The sequence below is a fragment of the Dolichospermum sp. FACHB-1250 genome (assembly GCF_014696335.1).
GTDB lineage: Bacteria > Cyanobacteriota > Cyanobacteriia > Cyanobacteriales > Nostocaceae > Dolichospermum > Dolichospermum planctonicum.
The window spans coordinates 1-19,595 of sequence record NZ_JACJPZ010000070.1 but is presented as its reverse complement, the minus strand read 5'-3'; the positions used below and the strand labels follow the sequence as shown (position 1 = coordinate 19,595).

The 19,595-nt window shown below is 36.6% G+C and carries 14 protein-coding genes; 4 read left to right on the top strand and 10 right to left on the bottom strand.

Annotation, left to right across the window (positions count from 1 at the left end; genetic code table 11):
* Positions 1–382: 382 nt before the first annotated feature.
* The 7 genes from H6F39_RS18455 to H6F39_RS18425 all read right to left on the bottom strand — a co-directional run bounded on the left by H6F39_RS18455 (position 383) and on the right by H6F39_RS18425 (position 8,872).
* A complete protein-coding gene (locus H6F39_RS18455) occupies positions 383–2,263 on the bottom strand; it encodes an ABC transporter ATP-binding protein (protein WP_190371730.1) in 1,881 nt (626 codons plus the stop codon).
* A 65-nt stretch (positions 2,264–2,328) separates the two neighbouring features.
* Entirely contained in the window at positions 2,329–2,793 is a 465-nt protein-coding gene (locus H6F39_RS18450) for a hypothetical protein (RefSeq protein WP_137909408.1), read from the bottom strand.
* A gap of 293 nt (positions 2,794–3,086) precedes the next feature.
* Positions 3,087–3,629, bottom strand: a complete 543-nt coding sequence (locus tag H6F39_RS18445) for a hypothetical protein (protein WP_190397190.1) — start codon at positions 3,627–3,629, stop codon at positions 3,087–3,089.
* Positions 3,630–3,797: 168 nt separating this feature from the next.
* Positions 3,798–4,697 carry a 16S rRNA (cytosine(1402)-N(4))-methyltransferase RsmH gene (gene rsmH / locus H6F39_RS18440; protein ID WP_190371731.1) on the bottom strand — a complete coding sequence of 300 codons (900 nt, stop codon included), beginning with the start codon at positions 4,695–4,697 and terminating at the stop codon, positions 3,798–3,800.
* A 17-nt stretch (positions 4,698–4,714) separates the two neighbouring features.
* Positions 4,715–5,140 carry a hypothetical protein gene (locus H6F39_RS18435; RefSeq protein WP_137909411.1) on the bottom strand — a complete coding sequence of 142 codons (426 nt, stop codon included), beginning with the start codon at positions 5,138–5,140 and terminating at the stop codon, positions 4,715–4,717.
* A 22-nt stretch (positions 5,141–5,162) separates the two neighbouring features.
* Positions 5,163–5,594: a hypothetical protein gene (locus tag H6F39_RS18430; RefSeq protein WP_199290986.1), complete on the bottom strand. Its 432-nt coding sequence runs from the start codon at positions 5,592–5,594 to the stop codon at positions 5,163–5,165.
* A gap of 41 nt (positions 5,595–5,635) precedes the next feature.
* Positions 5,636–8,872: a type ISP restriction/modification enzyme gene (locus H6F39_RS18425; RefSeq protein ID WP_190397189.1), complete on the bottom strand. Its 3,237-nt coding sequence runs from the start codon at positions 8,870–8,872 to the stop codon at positions 5,636–5,638.
* A gap of 328 nt (positions 8,873–9,200) precedes the next feature.
* On the opposite strand from H6F39_RS18425, the gene H6F39_RS18420 reads away from it, so the two are divergent.
* Positions 9,201–10,385 carry an NAD(P)H-quinone oxidoreductase subunit H gene (locus tag H6F39_RS18420; protein WP_028083481.1) on the top strand — a complete coding sequence of 395 codons (1,185 nt, stop codon included), beginning with the start codon at positions 9,201–9,203 and terminating at the stop codon, positions 10,383–10,385.
* A gap of 55 nt (positions 10,386–10,440) precedes the next feature.
* Here the strand turns inward: H6F39_RS18420 and H6F39_RS18415 are convergent, their stop codons facing one another.
* Positions 10,441–11,097 (bottom strand): hypothetical protein, encoded by a 657-nt coding sequence (locus H6F39_RS18415; RefSeq protein ID WP_190397188.1) that lies wholly within the window; start codon positions 11,095–11,097, stop codon positions 10,441–10,443.
* Positions 11,098–11,234: 137 nt separating this feature from the next.
* Between H6F39_RS18415 and H6F39_RS18410 the strand changes: the two genes are divergently transcribed.
* On the top strand, positions 11,235–12,452 hold the full coding sequence (locus tag H6F39_RS18410; protein ID WP_137909414.1) for a glycoside hydrolase family 10 protein: 1,218 nt from the start codon (positions 11,235–11,237) through the stop codon (positions 12,450–12,452).
* 83 nt (positions 12,453–12,535) lie between these two features.
* Here the strand turns inward: H6F39_RS18410 and H6F39_RS18405 are convergent, their stop codons facing one another.
* Both H6F39_RS18405 and H6F39_RS18400 read right to left on the bottom strand, forming a co-directional pair.
* The gene (locus H6F39_RS18405; RefSeq protein WP_190397187.1) at positions 12,536–14,020 is read right to left on the bottom strand and encodes a site-2 protease family protein; all 1,485 of its coding nucleotides are present in this window, start codon (positions 14,018–14,020) and stop codon (positions 12,536–12,538) included.
* 476 nt (positions 14,021–14,496) lie between these two features.
* Positions 14,497–14,754, bottom strand: a complete 258-nt coding sequence (locus H6F39_RS18400; protein WP_137909416.1) for a hypothetical protein — start codon at positions 14,752–14,754, stop codon at positions 14,497–14,499.
* A 340-nt stretch (positions 14,755–15,094) separates the two neighbouring features.
* Here H6F39_RS18400 and H6F39_RS18395 point away from each other — a divergent pair, with 340 nt between their 5' ends.
* Entirely contained in the window at positions 15,095–16,687 is a 1,593-nt protein-coding gene (locus H6F39_RS18395) for a peptide ligase PGM1-related protein (protein ID WP_190397186.1), read from the top strand.
* Positions 16,688–17,076: 389 nt separating this feature from the next.
* Positions 17,077–18,765 (top strand): TrkA family potassium uptake protein, encoded by a 1,689-nt coding sequence (locus H6F39_RS18390; RefSeq protein WP_190397185.1) that lies wholly within the window; start codon positions 17,077–17,079, stop codon positions 18,763–18,765.
* Positions 18,766–19,595: the final 830 nt, after the last annotated feature.

The following is a 19,595-nucleotide window of genomic DNA, read 5'->3' as shown; positions in this document are numbered from 1 at the left end:
TAAAAATGGATTGATTCAAGGAATATCACATAAGTTTTGTAAACGCATTCACGCAAAGGATGGTTATTCGTATGCAGTATAAAAGATTTGTTAATTGCTCAACTGTCCCTCTCATTGTTTGTGCTGGCACACAAAATTACTCAACGGACGTTTCACAATTAACCCTCCATTCCTCCCATCACCAGGAGGTTTAGATGAATAATGAAGAGGGAATAGAGTCACAAGTTTTTCGGTGTATACTTTTTTAAGTAAATTTTGGATCTCATTCAACAATACCTTGGCCAAATTAAAAAAGCCCTGATTCGTAGGTGGGTTTGAGGTTTGTTCAACCGTTTCAAACCCCACTTACAAAAAAATCGTCAAGGTATTGATTCAGTTGTTGTTAAATTCCTAACATTTGCAAATTGTGCAAAGTAGCATAAAATCCCTCTTGTTGCAACAATTCTTCATGACTACCCTGTTCAATCAATTCTCCCCGCTTCAACACAAAAATCCGGTCTACATTACGAATCGTAGACAAACGGTGAGCAATAATAATTGCTGTACGCCCTATCAGCAACTGATTTAAAGCCTCTTGAACCAAAGACTCAGTCCCCACGTCCAAACTAGCTGTAGCTTCATCTAGCACCAAAATTTCAGGGTTACGAATAGCAGCCCGCGCAAAGGCTAAAAGTTGTTTTTGACCACTAGAAATATTTGTCGCCCGTTCTCGCAATTGAGTATCATAACCCTGGGGTAGTTGATTAATAAACGCTGCAACATTGGTTCTCACCGCTGCTTGTTCAATTTCTGCAAAACTGTAATCATCACCTAAAGTAATGTTACTTTTCACATCACCCGCAAACAAAAACGCCTCCTGCAAAATTACCGTCATATAACTTCGCAGTTCCCTTTGGGGAATTTCGCGGATATCCACACCGTCAATTAGAATACGTCCTTGAGTTGGTTCATAAAGACGACACAACAAGCGAATAATCGAACTTTTCCCCGCACCTGTCGGACCGACTAAAGCGACTTTTTCCCCTGGGTAAATAGTAAAGTCTAAATTTTTAATCACATAATCATCATCTTTATACGCAAAGGAAACATTTTCAAACTTAATTTCCCCCAAGGCGGGAATAGGTGTAAAATCTTGAGTTTCTAACTTAGAGATGATCTGATCAATGTAACCAAATTCAAAATTTTTATTGAAACTTTCTGAACCTGGGTAATCTTTAATTTCGATGGGTTCATCTAAAATATCAATTACCCGTTCAATAGCCGTAAAACCAGATTGAATCACGGTAAATTTTTCGGCAAAATTCCGCAAAGGTTCAAAGAATTGTTGGGCATATAAAATAAATGCCGATAAAATCCCAAAGGTGATTTGTTGATCTAACAATAACCCGCCACCTAACCATAATACCCCAGCAATAGCAATTAAAGCAACCCATTCTAGGGTGGCAGAAACCGCTGAATCAAACCAAATACTAGTATCTACTTCCCTGACATAACGTTGATTAGCAGCCCGAAATAACTCCAAATTAACTTTTTCTCGGCGGAATAATTGGACTACATTAATACCAACAATATTTTCTTGGAGTTGAGAATTTAGTTGAGAAAGTTCTTCTCTGCTTTTATAATTAGCTGCTCGATATTGCTGTTGGAAATAAATTATTAACCAAGTAACTGGGAAAAGAATAAATATCAACAAACAAGCAAGTTGCCATTGAATTGAAAACATCAATCCAATAATCACTACCATAGATAATAAATCAGAAATAATACCTATAGCCCCAGTCGAAAAAACATCTCCTAAACTTTCTACATCACTAGTAAGTCTAGTAATTAATTTACCTACGGGTGTACTGTCAAAAAAACGTACAGCTAAAGATGTCACATGATCAAATAAATCCTCACGAATAGCTGCTGTGATTTTTTGTCCTAATTTCTGAACTAAATAACCTTGTACACCTATTAATACTAAGCGGATAGCCGTTGCTATCAGTAACATCCCAATGAGAATATTTAAACCCTGCCACAGGGGCATATTTTGCAAAAATTGATATGTACTTGGTTCTTTGCGAATTAGAGAAACTGCTTGTCCGACTAACATGGGTTTAATAGCACTAGCAACAGCAATAGGAATTAGCAGTAACATAGATACTGCCAATAATTTGCCATAACGACGACCATAGGGTACTAAGCGCAAAAATAACCGCCAGTCATTTTCTCGAGGGCGGTATACCGTATCCGATTTAACTTGAGATGGGTAGATGCTCATAAATAGGAAATAGGAAATTGAAAACCGTTAGAACTTGCAAAAGTAGAATTGTAACTGAATGCTAACTAATTTTTTTCAAAAATTAAACCATTGATTTCTTGACACTTGATCTCTGCGGCTTGATAGGCCAGCAAATATTCTTGGCCACCCAACATAACATCACCATAATAATCATAAGGCGCTTCACCATAAATAGGTAAAGGATCATCCTCTGGATAATCTTCCTGAGATTCTTCAATTACGGCTTTTAACTTCTTAACACTGAGACTTTGAGCCGGAAAATAATAAAGTTCTTGGGGCTTTTTTTGGAGAAAAGGAAGTGTAGGATCAATAATCACATCATTAACTTCAATCCAACCATGTTCAACGGGTTTATATGGCTTACCCGCAAATACTAAAAAGCCTTGTACATACTTTGCCCCCTCAGTCACTAAAACCGCTTTATAAGCATTATCAAAAGGTTTTTTGGCTTTACTTTTGATAGTGTTTGCAACTTGATGAGACAGAGTTTCATTTAATACTTTATTCATTGGATAAATCCTCCTTTAATTATGCCGGCAATTATCTGTTAATTTTTGGTTTAGCATTAAGTAATTTTAGCAAATGTGGGATCATTTTTACTTTTTTTTGAGTAAATTTAATATTTTATTTGTTCTTTCTGTCCCAGTTATTTCATATTCAAGAAGCAAAACAGAAAAAACAGAAATTAGGGGTAATTCCTGGATTACCCCTATACAAGAATCAGGCCATTAGCCATATCCTAATAATAACTTCCCTGACCTTCAACAGGATATTTTAAAAGTACCATCAGGAATAAATAAACCTAATTTGAATTATTTTTATTTGGGGTTTTATTTGGGGTTTTTTGTGGTGCAGGAGTTACCGCTGCTGGTTTAGAAACTTCTTGCTTGTAAAAGCGAACCACCTGCTGCACATAACCAGCCGTAAAGCCCTTATCGCAGCCCGTATAGTTACCAGTCATCCACCAACAAGCAACACCACGCACAGCAGCAGTCTCATCGTTTTTAGTGGCTGCAAATTGCTTATTTAACTCACGGGTGGTGATACAAGAAACAACTTGACGGGCTACCTTGGGATCATTTTCAAACTGAGTTGGTGTTAATTCTTTTTTCAGACAATTTCTCGTCCAACCTTTGAGAGTGTCCGGTTTAACTTGCCATTCACTATAATATCCATCATTGCGCTTTTTCGTTTTCGGTGCAGCTAGTCGCAAAGCTTCCACCATGGCTGCGACTTGGGTATCAGAAGCAGGAGGTTTAGGAGGTTTCGCTTGCGCTAAAGACGGTAAAAATCCCAAACCAATAATCATAGTGCTAAACATCAATACTATCGGGTTTTTCTTCATAACTCAATTTCTGATTCAAAACATCAAAATATAGCATATAACAACAGTAGATAATTCAGTCAAGAATTTTCTTCACTCCCTGTCCTCCGTGCCTGGAGTGGTTAGTTCAAAAAAGAGTGTTAAGGCTAAACCAGGGACAAAGAGAGAGTTTAAAAGTATCAATCATCGTCAAATTTCTTTTTGTGCTATTCTCAACTTAGCAGAACGAGAACGGGGGTTTTCTTTTATTTCCGCTTCCGTAGCCATAATTGGTTTTTTTGTTAAAATTCGCAAGAAGGGTAAGTTTCTTAAACCGTGTTTAACTATTCTATCTTCTAAGCTGTGAAAACTGATAATTGCTATTTTTCCGCCGGGAATAAGGGCTGTTGGTGCTTTTTCTATTAAGGTTTCTAAGACTGTTAATTCATCATTGACTGCTATTCGCAGGGCTTGGAAAACACGGGTTGCAGGGTGTATTCTTCCGTAGCGATATTTAGGAGGGACAGAGTAGGCGATCGCATTTGCTAATTCTGTAGTAGTATTAAATGGGCGATTTTCTACTATTCTTCTAGCTATTTTTCTGGAAAGTCTCTCTTCACCATATTTAAAGAAAATATCCGCCAATTCTTTTTCGTCCCATTCATTGATAATATCTCCAGCGGTGAGGGACTGTTGTTGGTTCATACGCATATCTAAATTAGCAGTATTTCTAAAACTAAAACCTCGTTCTGGATGATCTAAATGATATGAACTTACTCCCAAATCTGCTAAAATTCCATGATATGTACTTTCTAGAAATTGGTAATTTGCAAAGTTGCTATGAATAAAATTCACTCTATTTCCAAATTCCGCTAAATTCTCTTTGGCTGCATTTAAAGCATCTAAATCTTGGTCAACAGCGGTAATTTTCACATCTTCAGCAGTTGCTAAGATTAAGCGACTGTGACCTCCACCACCAACGGTTAAATCTAAATAATGTCCACCAGGTTGGATATTTAAACCTGTGATTACTTCTTGACTGAGAACGGGAATATGGGAAAATGTAATTTCTTCTAAATCTAGTGAGTTTTGTAAATCTGATTTGCTCATTAATTTATTTTATTAATTTATGAAAATGTAACTACTTTTTGCTTTTTAATGACAGAATTAAAATCAATTCCTTTCCAATCTTTAAATAGTTCCGCAATTTGTTCTAATGTGGTAAAATTGTCTGTAAAATATTCAAATTGGCAAGGATCAAGATTGAGAAAAAAACTCAAAAAGCTACAATGATCTTTTACACCAAAACCAAGGGGACAATCAACACGCCAATTATCTATACTTGTGCCATATTCATGAATAACTTCGCATATTTTTTCAATCCTACCAGAATATTTTTGACATAATTCTAATAATTCAAGAGGATTTTTACCGATATCACAAAATAACTCTATTGCTTGATAGGTTAAATTGGTAGGACGATATTTAAAATCAATTAATAATTGACAAATATCTAAGGCTTCTAAAAATTTTTGTTCAGATGTTTTGTTCATTTTTGCTTATCTGCTTTAGTTATCATTTAGTTATCATTATAGACCAAGGGTATTTATTTTGAGCTATTTTATGAGCATCTAATTGATTCATACCTTGATTAATTACCAAATCTGATTCAAGAATTTCATGCTTTAGTAAAACCTCATCACTATCAATTTCTTCTCCTAGTGTCATTCTTTCCCAACTTTCAGCCATACGCAAATCAGGGATAAATTGATATTGTAACACTCCCCTACCAAAAGCATACTGTTTAGCTCGTTCAATATCCTCACAATTTAATTGATACCGATTGGCTATTTTGAGAATATCGTCTTTTGATTCTATAATTTTATCATAAGCTTTCATAGCTTCTTTGAGATATTTTTTCTCATATTGATTAAGATAAGACCATCTATCATTAAGAGAGATTTCACCATTTGCTTGATTGGGGTTAGATGCTGGAATATTAGACAATTTCTTAATCTTTATAGCTGAAAATGAACACCTTTTTTATTTCATTCTAACGGAAAACCGCCATATTTGTCAATGATTTGATCAATATTTTCCATAATCTTAATAGTCTCCGATATGATGGAAATAATATTTTGATAATGACTAATATCATCAAAATTTAATTGTCTTCCTTTTCTGTCTTTCAACCATTTTTGACAAACTTGATAACCACCAATATAAAAATTCCAGATTTGTTGCGGAACTTGATCAAAATACTGTTCAGCATTTATCCAGATTTGTTGATGATTTTCATGATATTTGACTTGTTCGACCATATCAGAACCAGGAATAGGATAGGTAGAAATTTCTGTTCCGGTTTCCTTCATTAAATGGTATTTGACTAGTTTATCACCTTTGATTACTAATTCCCAAAAAAGTGCAGCATTGGCGGTTAAAGGAACACGAGGAAAATCAATCTTTAAAAATTCGGCGTAGCTTTGACGGTAAATAGGAGCATGAAAGATAGCGTAAATGTAATTAAAAATATCCTCTGGTCCAAAGGTTTTAGTTTTATCGCCTTTTCCATCAGAAATAAATTCTAAATCTAGTTTTTGAGAGAATTGTGTAATAAATTGTGGGGATAAGTTCGGTTTACGTTCATGAGACTGATTAATGACATTATTATCAAGAGTAGGCTTATTAGTTGGGTAAAGGTAAAGAGGAAAAATTTGATTACCCTCACGACTCGTAGTAGAAACAACACAAGATTCAGGAACGTGCATAGAAACCCAACAATGTCTATAACCTAAAGTTGCTTGTTGTCTTGAAGATAACAAACATAAATTATATTTTCTAAAAACATGATCGAGTAATTCTCGTCTAGGATAATCCATTGTCGCATAACTAAAATAACAGTAACGCCAATCAAAAGGACGATATAAACAAGTAATTATTTTAGCTTTCCATTGATTATCCGAACGAATTAATTTACGAGATTTATCTAATTGCCAATCTCGATTATCTTTGATATTATATTTATCAGCATATTCTTGATTAGATAAATTATTCTCTCGTAATTCCTGAATTTTTTTAGTCATACTTTCTTCATCAAAATCAATAGCAAAATGGTCTCTATGAGTTTGAAAACCTAAAACATTAACACTCATTATTTCGTTAATTTTCCACATTTGCTCATATTCACTTCTTAAATCAATATTTTGAGGCTTAAATAAATAAAATGGTGTATTTGGTGCTAATTGTTCCCAATTAGTAGAATTAATATCATTTTCCCCTAACCAATGATACTTACCACCAACTAACTCTTTATTTTCATAAACTTCTCTAGAACCCCATAAATCAGCATGATAAACTGTTGCTAATTGTTTCTGACTATTTTGTTCTTTATTTTGATATTTAATAAAAAATCCAATTGCTACCCCTTGCTGAATATCAAAAACATTTTGATCTGCTGAACCGTCAGGACAAACTTCTTTCTTCTTGCTATTACCATGTAAATCTAAAACATAAATCTCATCAAAAGTTTCCATTAAACTTTGACGCATACCCCGAAAAGTGGGGTTATCTAAATAACCATGATTGGTAATAAAAGCTAAAATTCCGTAACCTGTTTTTTCAATTCTCCATTGACTAAACCGGATAAATTTTACATAATCATCATTTAACCATTTAGGATTTTTTTCACCTAAAGGTTTTCCGTCAACTTCAAAATAACTTCCTGTTTCACAATTATAAATACTATCTTCACCTTTCAAAAGATTTTTGATCCAATCACCTGTATTTACAGAGTGTCCAGAATAAGGAGGATTTCCCAAAATTACCATAACTGGATTTTCTTGTTTAATAAGCTTTGCTGCTTCTGCTTCTTGTTTAATTCGATAACTAAAACTAACCATTTGATCTTCTAACTGAAAAGCCTCTTGTAAGGTATTAGTTAAATAAATCCTTAACCGTTCCTCAGAACTAAAATCATAACCCAATTCTTGCAACTGTAAAACTAATTTTATATGTGCTACAGTATAGGGAGCCATTAATAACTCAAAACCAAATAATCGCGGTAATAAATGTTGACTAACATAACTTGACCACATCCCCCTTTGATTTTTAAACTTATCATAAATAAAATCAATGACATTGTGAATAAAAGTTCCCGTTCCCACCGCAGGATCTAAAATCAAAACTTGATGGGTTTCGATAGTTCCCTCACCCTTGGGATTAGGAACTTTAATCTTTTTAGAATCTGCTAAACCCTTACTAATATTAAACTTATGTTTGAGAATATAATCTACACTTTTGACAATATAATTAACCACAGGTTCAGGAGTATAATAAACCCCTCTTGATTCTCGCATTTTCGGGTCATATTCCGCCAAAAACGTTTCATAAAAATGGACAACAGGGTCTTCTCTGCGAGTCCGTTTACCAAAATTTTTGAGAATTTCCGCCATTTCCGTTTGTTGGAGAATACGCGCTAAATTATCTACAGCCCAACTAATTCTATCATCTAAATCAGGTCCGGCTATTTGTCCAAAAATACTTCTTAAAAAAGGGTTAGTTTTCGGTAATTTAAACGCTGCTGTTTCCCGTGAAAAAGTCTGAACATTATCAGTATTACACCGCGCTGCAAATAAACCATAACAAATGGTTTGGGCGTACATATCCGCAAATTGTTCAACGGTTAAATCCTTAATTAATACTCGTTGAAATGATTCCAACTGTTCCCGTAAAGTTCCCCCTTTATCCACATCATGCAACGCTGTTTTAATAGCATCTCTCATCAATTGAGCTAAACTAGCCATACGTTTAGCTAAATCCTTGGGTGTCGTGATTTGGGGAACTTTAGCTAATAAAAATTGCTGCAAAAGTTGGTCAACTTCCTGTATTCCTTCCTGATCAACTTTGATTTTCTTGTTTTTATCAATAGTTCCCAAGGATGCAGATAGTTTTAACTCTCCTTCGACATACCAACGAAACTCTAAATAATCAGTTAAAATCAAATTACCCAAAGCCTGAAAATAACGCCCCATTTGAGCAGTTTTTTCCGCTTTTTTCAGAGAAACACCAATATCTTTAGCCTCAATATGACCAACATCTAAAACACCATTTTTGATCACAAAATCCGGCGCACCACAAGCGATTCTTTTCGGTTCATTAATAGCTTGAATACCAGAATCTAAAGACTCCATTAACTTCTTCAAAGCTGGACGATAACTATGCTCAGTAGCATTTTGTCCTTGATAAACTTGATTAACTTCCTGAAAATAAACTTGCAAATACTTCATAACTGAATCATACCCCTTAAAAAAACTCTGCTTCTCCAACTTCGCACCTCGCGCTTCTGGGTGAGCTAAAAAAAATTAGCCATAGATAGCCATAGATACTAATTAAGGTAATTATAAATTAAATCTATCTTACTACGAGTCAAAAACCAGCAAAACTACCCAAATATTGATATAATTGTCAAGAACTCAATACCAATCATCATCTGATACATGAAAAAAGTCAAAACTCTTAATCCCCTATATATCAAGCTTCCCTATAATAATTGAAGTACAAGTTAATCTTAGCGGGTCAATTGACAACATCCACAACGGGAGAACAGCAAAATCTATGAGTAGAATAGAAACCCGCACCGAACCGATGGTGCTAAATATGGGTCCTCATCACCCATCAATGCACGGAGTTTTGCGCTTAATCATGACCTTAGATGGTGAAGATGTCGTTGACTGTGAACCAGTTATAGGCTATTTACACCGGGGGATGGAGAAAATTGCCGAAAACCGTTCTACAATCATGTATGTCCCCTACGTTAGCCGTTGGGACTACGCTGCGGGGATGTTTAATGAAGCGGTGACAGTCAACGCACCGGAAAAATTAGCGGGTATTACCGTACCCAAACGCGCCAGCTATATCCGTGTGATCATGCTGGAACTCAACCGCATTGCTAACCACCTCCTATGGTTTGGTCCATTCTTAGCTGACGTTGGCGCACAAACACCCTTTTTCTACCAATTCCGGGAACGGGAAATGATTTATGATCTGTGGGAAGCCGCCACAGGCTACCGCATGGTTAATCATAACTATTTCCGTGTTGGTGGTGTGGCTGTTGACTTACCCTATGGTTGGGTAGATAAGTGTTTAGATTTTTGTGATTACTTTATCCCCAAAGTTGATGAGTATGAACGCTTAGTTACCAATAACCCCATTTTCCGCCGCCGTATTGAAGGTCTGGGAACTATTACCCGTGAAGAAGCTATTAATTGGGGGCTTTCTGGTCCGATGTTACGCGCTTCTGGGGTAAAATGGGATTTACGGAAGGTTGACCACTATGAATGTTACGATGATTTTGATTGGGATGTTCAGTGGGAAACTGTCGGCGATTGTCTTGCACGCTACATGGTACGGATGCGAGAAATGCGCGAATCTGTAAAAATCATTCGCCAAGCTATTGCAGGATTACCCGGAGGACCTTACGAAAACCTGGAAGCGAAACGGTTAATGGCTGGAAAAAAATCTGAATGGGATGGTTTTGATTACCAGTTCGTGGCTAAAAAAGTTGCTCCTACTTTTAAAGTTCCTAAAGGTGAAATTTACTCCCGTGTCGAAAGTGGTAAGGGAGAATTGGGAATTTACCTAGTTGGTGATAATAATGTTTTCCCCTGGCGCTGGAAAATTCGCGCCGCAGATTTCAACAACCTACAAATTCTTCCCCATTTACTCCGAGGAATGAAGGTAGCAGATATTGTTGTTATTCTCGGTAGTATTGACGTAATTATGGGTTCTGTTGATAGATAATCAATAGGAAACAACCAAATTTAGTAGAGACGTTTCCTGGAACGTCTCTACATTTCTAATGTTTAAGTTGAAACTGTTGACTATGATTTTGGAATAAGGGACGAACAACTACATACCCAGCCGCAAAACCAGTAATCATAATTAATACAATGGTGATTAATAAATTCCAGCCACTCAATTCCTTTGTATTAGACATGGTAGGACGAGAAAAGCGTACCTTTTTCTCTTCTATAAATACCTTTTGTGACCCCGTAGCGTTAATATCCGTACCAGATACGGCCGCCCCCTGGTGATGGTTTTGAGAATGTGTATTTTTTATGACTGCCTTTTTCTGGGGTTTAGGCTCTTGACGTGGAGGTGCTGTGGTAACTTTCGGCTTATTTGTATATGTTACCTCATGGTTATTATTGATTGTAGCTTGAAGTTGCGTTAAAGATTTGACTTCTTTATTCAGTTGAGGTGCTACGGGAGAACTAGGTGCTGAAGCATCAACTAACCTTTGTAGTTCTAAGCAAGACTCAATCACTTTGGTAATTTCTTGACGCAGTTGTTGATTTTCTTGGGCTAGTTTTTGATTGTGATTTGTGACTACATCCAATTTGGATTGTATTGCTTGTAACTCCGCTGTCAACTCCCGATAAACGTAGAGAGGGACAGAGGGGGGGTAGTTGGTAGGTGGTTGGCTATAGTTAGGGGCTGTAGATGTTTTCATGGATATTTTAGTATTAAAATCTGGTAATTAGACTCAAGACAACAAGGAGGAGAATATAGTTATTTGCGAGATTATGCCTAAGAATAATGTAAAATTGCACAGAAGGCAAAGTTTTGCAATTAAATTAATTGAAATTAATGAAAAAAATATTTCTCAAATGGCAACATCAAACTAGAAAACTGGGATTTTTAGCGGTTATCATGGCCATGAGTATGATAGCTATCATTATGCCGTCATTCTCCTTAAAAGCACAAATGCCTAATTCTACAGAATTAAGGGGAGTATGGTTAACAAATATTGATAGTGATGTTTTATTTGCAAGAGAACGATTAAAACAGAGTTTACGAACATTACAGCAATTCAACTTTAACACCGTTTATCCCGCCGTCTGGAATTGGGGATATACATTGTATCCTAGCAAAGTAGCAGCCAAAGTCATTGGTAAAGCAGTTGACCCTACCCCCGGACTGCAAAAGCGAGATATGCTCAAAGAAATCATCACCCAGGGACATAAACAAAATTTAACAGTAATTCCCTGGTTTGAATTTGGCTTTATGGCACCTGCTGATTCACTTTTAGCTAAAAATCGTCCTGGTTGGTTGACAAATCGCAAAGATGGCACAAGAATAGTCAAAGAAGGAATACATAACCGAGTTTGGTTAAATCCCTTTCGTCCCGAAGTGCAAAAATTTATTCAAGATTTAATAGTAGAAATAGTTAAAAATTATGATCTTGATGGAATTCAATTTGATGATCATTTCGGTTTACCATCAGAACTAGGATATGATGCCTACACTACAGCATTATACCAGCAAGAACATCAGGGTAAACTTCCCCCCACAGACTTCAAAAATCCAGAATGGGTAAATTGGAGAGCGAACAAAATCACCGCATTTATGAAGCAGGTATTTACAGCAATTAAAGCCAATAAAAAAGATTGTATCGTTTCCGTGGCACCAAATCCCCAGCGTTTTTCCTATGAATATTTCCTAGCAGATTGGCAAAAATGGGAAAGAATGGGAATAATTGAAGACTTGGTTTTACAGATTTATCGTGATGATTTAAACATCTTTATCAGCGAATTAGAATATCCAGAAGTAAAACTAGCCCAAAGTCATATTCCCGTAAGTATTGGGATTTTAAGTGGGTTAAAAAATCGTTCAGTTTCCATAGAACAAATAAAAACCCAAGTTGAGAAAGTGCGCGAGAGGAAATTTGCTGGTGTTTCCTTTTTCTTCTATGAAACCCTATGGAATATCAGCCAAGAAAAACCCCAACAACGTCAACAAACATGGCGAAAAATATTCCCCACACCAGCAAATTATCCCAACTTACTAGCAAATTGGCAACCGTAGGAACTTGGTAAAGAAAATATCTCGTTAAATATCTCGTTCCCAGTCGGAGACTGGGAATGCTATTAAGAGGCTCTGCTTTATTCCTACGTACCAATACCCAAACGTCCAGCCAAAGCGGGGGTCAAGGGTAAAAGAGTAGCAATCATTAGAAACAGAGCCAAAAGACATAAAGCTGCTCTAGCATCATCTGGTTCAGTAATTTCATTGAGACTAGGACGTTCTAAATCGCGTTGTAAAAACAAAATCAGAATTGCCCAATACATAGCCAAGGGATTACCCAGGGATACGATAGCGAGTAAAACTATGGTCGCAAAAGTGGTTCTCCCTGCGGTTTTGCGCCCATAAATGGCTTGTACAATCCTCCCCCCGTCCAATTGTCCAGCGGGCATTAAATTTAACGCAGTAATGACTAATCCTAGCCAACCAATAATTACCAAAGGATGAATATTGACTACAGGGGAATGTAAAGCCGAACCGAGGACAACCCGCGCTAAACTACCGACTAAAATAGAACCTTGAAAAAACTGATTTGGTAATTGGAATAAACTGCCGGGGTGGGAAAGTAGCAACCCTACCACCAATAATAACAGGGAAGTAATGCCACCGAAAGCAGGTCCTGCCAAAGCAATATCAAACAAAGCATTCCGGTTAGGGACAAGGGACTCAAACCTAGTAATTGCCCCAAAAGAGCCAACCTGCACCGCTGGTAAAAAGAACGGCCAACTTAACCGTACTTGGTGACGACGTGCTAACAACCAATGTCCGACTTCATGAGATATGAGAATGACAAATAAGCCCAAAGCAATAGGTAAAGCTTCTGCAAAACGTTCGGGGTTACTGAGTAAATCAAAATTCTGTAATATACCTCCCACTTCTAGACTTGTAGCCATAGTTGCTATCAACAAAATCACCGCAAAGGCTTTTTGTCCTAATTGAGTCCGTTGGGGGTCAGTGCGGCTAGGGAGAACAATAATTACTGGTTTACCCTCAGTATTTTCTACCAAAAACAGTCGATATTTATCATTTAACCGTTCTTGCAAACTCTTCGTTAAGCGGTTGTGAACAGCCTCTGGTTCGCCGCGCAAATTACCTTTAAAAACTACTCCTTCTTGGTAGGGAATAGTTTCCGTAGCGAAAAATGTATCAATGCCGAAAATACCGCGAATTAAGCTTAAATCAGCTTCAGGTATGGGAGTCGGTTCTGACTGTAATTCTACCACGGCTGGGATATTTTTATCGGCTACTGATGAACTTTGAGCAGCGAGGCGCTCTGTGGCTCGTTGCTTGAGAATAGCATCTTGACCTGCTTGGCGTAACTTTCTGCCCAGGAAAATATACAATCCAGCGGAAACTATCACTGAGAACAAGATCCCGACAATGTTAACATAAATACCCAGAGCAAATAATCCAAAGAACAAAAGCCAGGGAGTCATTAAAACGACAGATTGTAACCAGGCCAAGATTCCCAGTTTACCAAAGGGTCTGGCACGATAAAAGCCCCAGCCTAAAATGCCGGACGCTATCAGCACAATGGCTGCAATTATAGGAGTTTCCGATGAAGTCAACATCTCTAAACCTTTGCTATTGAGACCGAAGCTAGTACCGCAGTGCGGAATTAAAAATTAAAAATTAAAACTTAAATAAAGCAGATTACACAAGCTTTTGTCAAATTTTTAATGTTTGGTTGACGACAGCCTTTGTGTACTAGAACAAGTCTGTTTTTTGTTTTTTATATATTTTACCATATTTTACCGTTTTTGAGGATAAAATCAATAAATAAGTTAAGTAAGTTTATTTTTGTTTATTTTTTTCTGATCAAACCGCGTTGTGGTGACACGACACACTAAAGAATTATATTATATAATTATTTGTCACACAAAATTATAATTTATGATTAATTTTTTGTTGGTAGCCAGGGCTTTAGCCCTTATTTTGTTGATGTAGCGTCTGGAGGAGAGGACTAAAGTTCTCACTACAATTTAGAGTCCAAAAACTTGACAAAATACAATCTTTATGTTATTACATTCGGCACAGGAGCAAAGTGTTAAAATTCTGATGCTGTCTGAGGGGCAATAATTTCTCCAGAACCCATTTTTAAGATTATATCCTGATCGGTAATCAGTTCTTTGAGTTCTTTAACTTGTAAATTCATTTTTTCACAAGCTTGGCGTAATTCTTGAGCAAATGTATTAATATTATCCCCATAACCACACTGATAAGCAGCGGTTTCTATGCCCTGGGTAGCATTTGCTCTGGCACAATTTACTAATTCTATATCATGTAATGGTTGTGAAGATACCATAATTGGATTTTTTGTTATTTATCTATTCTTATTTGTAGATTATATTAGTTATTAACTATTTATTTATCTCTCTCTGGTTTGAAGTTTTGAGTAATTACGTTTAAGTTACAAATTTTTATGTGGAAGCTGGTATTTTTTTAACTAACCACTCCAGGCACAGAGAACACAGAGGTGGAGGAAGAGGAGATTTTTATCTCTTAATTTATTTGTATTTGTAATTTATTTTATTGAGAATTTATCTTTAATAAAGTTACAAAAAGATACATTAACGATCGCTATTGATGCTCTATCTTAGGGTATATTATTAGATATAAATCGGTGATAATATTGGGACGGGGATATGGTGACACTAAATATTGATAATATTGATAAATTTCGGAACTTACAATTAACATTACGCGATCGCTGGAAAACTAGCGAGTTATTCGACAATAGCGAAGCGGATATTTTAATTATTCCTTCTTTGAGTATAGATCAACGGGAATTACTCAAGGTAGAAGGCTGTGAACATTATGAGGAAAGATTACTTTTCTCATTAATGCGGTTAAGAAATCCCCGGACTAGGTTAATTTATGTAACATCAATGCCACTGCATCCCAGCATTATTGATTATTATCTGCAATTACTTCCTGGTATTCCTTTTTCTCACGCTCGTCATCGTTTATTACTACTTTCGACTTATGATGCTTCTTTAAAACCCCTAAGTCAAAAAATATTAGAACGTCCCCGGTTATTGGAAAGAATTCATAAAGCTTTGCGGTTAGATAAAGCTTTTATGGTATGTTATAATTCCACATTTTGGGAATCAGAATTATCTCTAAAATTGGGTGTACCTTTATATGCTGCTGCACCGGATTTGCAAATTTGGGGAACTAAAAGCGGGAGTAGACAGATTTTTCAAGAAAGTGGTGTACCTCTTCCTGATGGTAGTGAATTAGTGAAAAATTGCGAAGATCTAGCTAATGCTGGGGCTGATTTGTGGGAACGTCAACCGACATTACAAAGAATGGTAATTAAGTTAAATGAAGGGTTTTCAGGAGAAGGAAATGCACTTTTAGATTTAAGACCAATAATGAATTTTGCACCGGGGAAAGCTGATCATCATCAAAGAGTAGCAGCAATTAGCGATCGCTTCCTAAATTTACGTTTTCAATCCTCACAAGAAACCTGGGAAAATTTTTCCCAACGTATTCCCGAATTAGGTGCAATAGTGGAAGCTTTTATAGAAGGAGAAGTCAAGGATTCTCCCAGTGTACAAGGTAGAATTACACCCACTGGAGAGGTAGAAATTCTGTCTACCCATGATCAAATATTAGGAGGACCAGACGGACAAATTTATATAGGTTGTCGCTTTCCTGCGGATGAAAATTATCGTTGTAAATTACAGGAATTAGGTTTAAAAGTTGGTAAAAAATTGGCAGAAAAAGGGGCTTTAGAAAGATTTGCAGTGGATTTTGTTACTGTTGACAAAGGTCATGGTGAATGGGATATTCAAGCCATTGAAATTAACCTGCGTAAAGGAGGAACAACTCACCCATTTATGACCTTAAAATTATTAACTAATGGTCGTTATGACTTATCCAATGGTTTATTTTATAGTCAACAGGGAAGACCTAAATATTATATTGCTACAGATAATTTACAAAAAGACAGTTATCGAGGATTATTACCGAATGACTTAATGGATATTATCGCCCATTATAGACTACATTTTGATAGTGGCACAGAGACAGGTACGGTATTTCACCTCATGGGTTGTCTTTCTCAATTTGGTAAATTAGGATTAACAAGTATTGGTGATTCTCCCCAAGAAGCGGAAGATATTTATAACAAAGTTATCAAAGTTCTTGATCAAGAAACTAGCGATGATAATAATCATGCTATATTCGCTGATGACAATTTTGCCATGAACGGGGATGGATATAATTACTAACTGAAATACTAACTCAAATCTAAAATTATGACTTGAGAAAATTTTCAAATAGAAGTATCTGATACCAACTTTATGTTAGACTGCACAGAATAATCATTATCCGTATTTATCTGCGTTTATCTGCGGTCAATTATTCTATAAATATATTCTATGCAGTTTAATTTTAATTTGCTATCAAGTGAATATCGTGTGTTCAGTTACAGTTATTATCGGGCAAATTGAGCAATAATAGAGATTAATAAAAGAAAGTCAGAATTAATCAGATCAAGACTTTCAATATTACTACCTATTACCTATTACCTATTCCCTATTTCCTGCTATATGAATTATTTCGTAATAAGTAATAGCCCTTTATACAAATAAAATATTATGCTTTATGCTGCTGTTGTATGAAACCTCGAATTATTGTTTGTGGCTTAGGACGTACTGGATATAAGATTTTGCGATTACTCAGACAACAGGGCGCTATAGTTGTCGGTATTCACCACCAACCCGTTTCTGGAGAAACCGCTGCTAATGTAATTGTTGGTGAGTTACAAGCAGCTTCTACCCTGCAAGCAGCGGGAATTAAAGAAGCACATACTCTAGTAATTGCGACTACCGAGGATGCGCTAAATTTGTCAATTATGATGCAAGCACGAGTTCTAAACCCGCAAATTCGGATTATTAATCGTTTTTATAATACAAATTTAGGTGAGCGTTTGGATCAAACCTTGTCAAACCATTTAAGTATGAGTGTTGTTGGTTTAGCAGCACCAGTATTTACTTTTGCAGCTTTGGGAAATAAAGCTATTGGACAAATTAAATTACTCCAGCAAACTTGGCCAATTCAGGAGGAATATATTCACGAAAATCATCCTTGGAAAGGTAAAAAACTGAGTGATTTATGGGAAGATCCTACGCGGATGCTAATTTATTATGTACCTGTGCAGGGAAAAATGAATTTAGTTTCTGCGGTTTTATCAGAACAACAATTAAGAGTAGGCGATCGCTTAATTATCGGCACACAACCGCGCATTCGTCAACCGCGTAAATCACTAATCAGAAAACTGGTCAAAATATTTGCCAATATCAGGGAATTTCAGAAGCACGCCCAATCTGTTACTGGTATGGCCATTGCACTACTAGTAATTATTCTACTATCTACATTTACTTATATTTCCACTAAACATAGTATCTCCTTTATAGATGCCCTATATTTTGCTGTGGGCATGATTACGGGAGCCGGTGGCAATGATAAAGTAGTAGAAAATGCACCGGATAGTATTAAATTATTTACCGTTGTGATTATGCTCATTGGGGCAGCGGTGATTGGGATTTGGTATGCTATGCTAACAGATTTTATTCTGGGTAGTCGTTTAAAGCAATTTTTAGATGCGGCCAGAATTCCTGAACGTCATCATTATATTGTTTGTGGTTTAAGTGGTATTGGTATTAAAATTGTTCAACAACTCCATCTGAGTGGCCATGAAGTAGTAGTAATTGAAACAGACGCTAATAACAGATTTGTAACTACTGCAAGAGACATGAGTATTCCTGTCATCCTGGCTGATGCTAGTTTCCGTGCTACTTTACAAAGGAGTAACATAGATACTGCTACCTCAGTCTTAGCCGTTACTAGTGATGATGCCACGAATTTGGAAATTGCTCTCAAAGCTAAGGCTTTAGCGCCAAATATTCCTGTAATTGTCAACTATGCTGATCCTGATTTCGCGGGTATAGCGCAACAGGTATTTGACTTTGAAGCTGTACTCAGTCCCGCTGAATTAGCCGCTCCTGCTTTTGCTGCTGCGGCTATTGGTGGTAGGATTATTGGTAATGGCATGATCGCCGATAGTTTATGGGTAGCTTTTGCGACTGTGATTACACCTATACACCCTTTTTGTGATGAGTGGGTAAAGGATGTGGCTAAGTCTGCGGATTTTGTGCCTTTGTATGTGGAAATCAATCACGAAACTGTCCAAGGCTGGGATTTATTGGAAACTATTTTGGCCCCTGGTGATGTTCTGTATTTAACTATGCCCGCTACTAGGTTAAATCAATTATGGCGAGAAGAGGGACGGGGAATTGGGGTTTAGGATATTTTTTATGGCGAGATAGTTCTTCCTTATCAGGATTTAGTATAGCAAATTCCCAGCCGCAAGTCAATACTCTTAACTCATAAAATGCGAAAAATATTGAAAATTATTTGAACTTACAGTATATATGATTTGAGTAAAGTAGAGATAGGCGGGCAGGACTTGTACTGAGCAGTTCGACAAGCTCACTGTAACACTTGTCGTTCGCGTAGCGTGGCGTTAGCCATAGTATGCCCACCCCACAAGAGTTTTATTATTAATAGGGATAAGAATTTGTAAAGATGGTATTTTCGGTGATTTTATGGCGAGATAGTTCTTCCTTATCAGGATTGACTATAGCAAATTCCCAGCCGCAAGTCAATACTCTTAACTCATAAAATGCGAAAAAAATTGAAAATTATTTGAACTTACAGTATATATGATCTGGGTAAGGTAGAGATAGGCGGGCAGGATGCCCACCCCACAAGAGTTTTATTATTAATAGGGGTAAGAATTTGTGAAGATGGTATTTTCGGTGATTTTATGGCGAGATAGTTCTTCCTTATCAGGATTGACTATAGCAAATTCCCAGCCGCCAGTCAATACCCTTAACTCATAAAATGCGAAAAAAATTGAAAATTATTTGAAATTACGGTATATATGATCTGGGTAAGGTAGAGATAGGCGGGCAGGATGCCCACCCCACAAGAGTTTTATTAATAGGGATAAGAATTTGTAAAGATGGTATTTTCGGTGATTTTATGGCGAGATAGTTCTTCCTTATCAGGATTGACTATAGCAAATTCCCAGCCGCCAGTCAATACCCTTAACTCATAAAATGCAAAAAATAT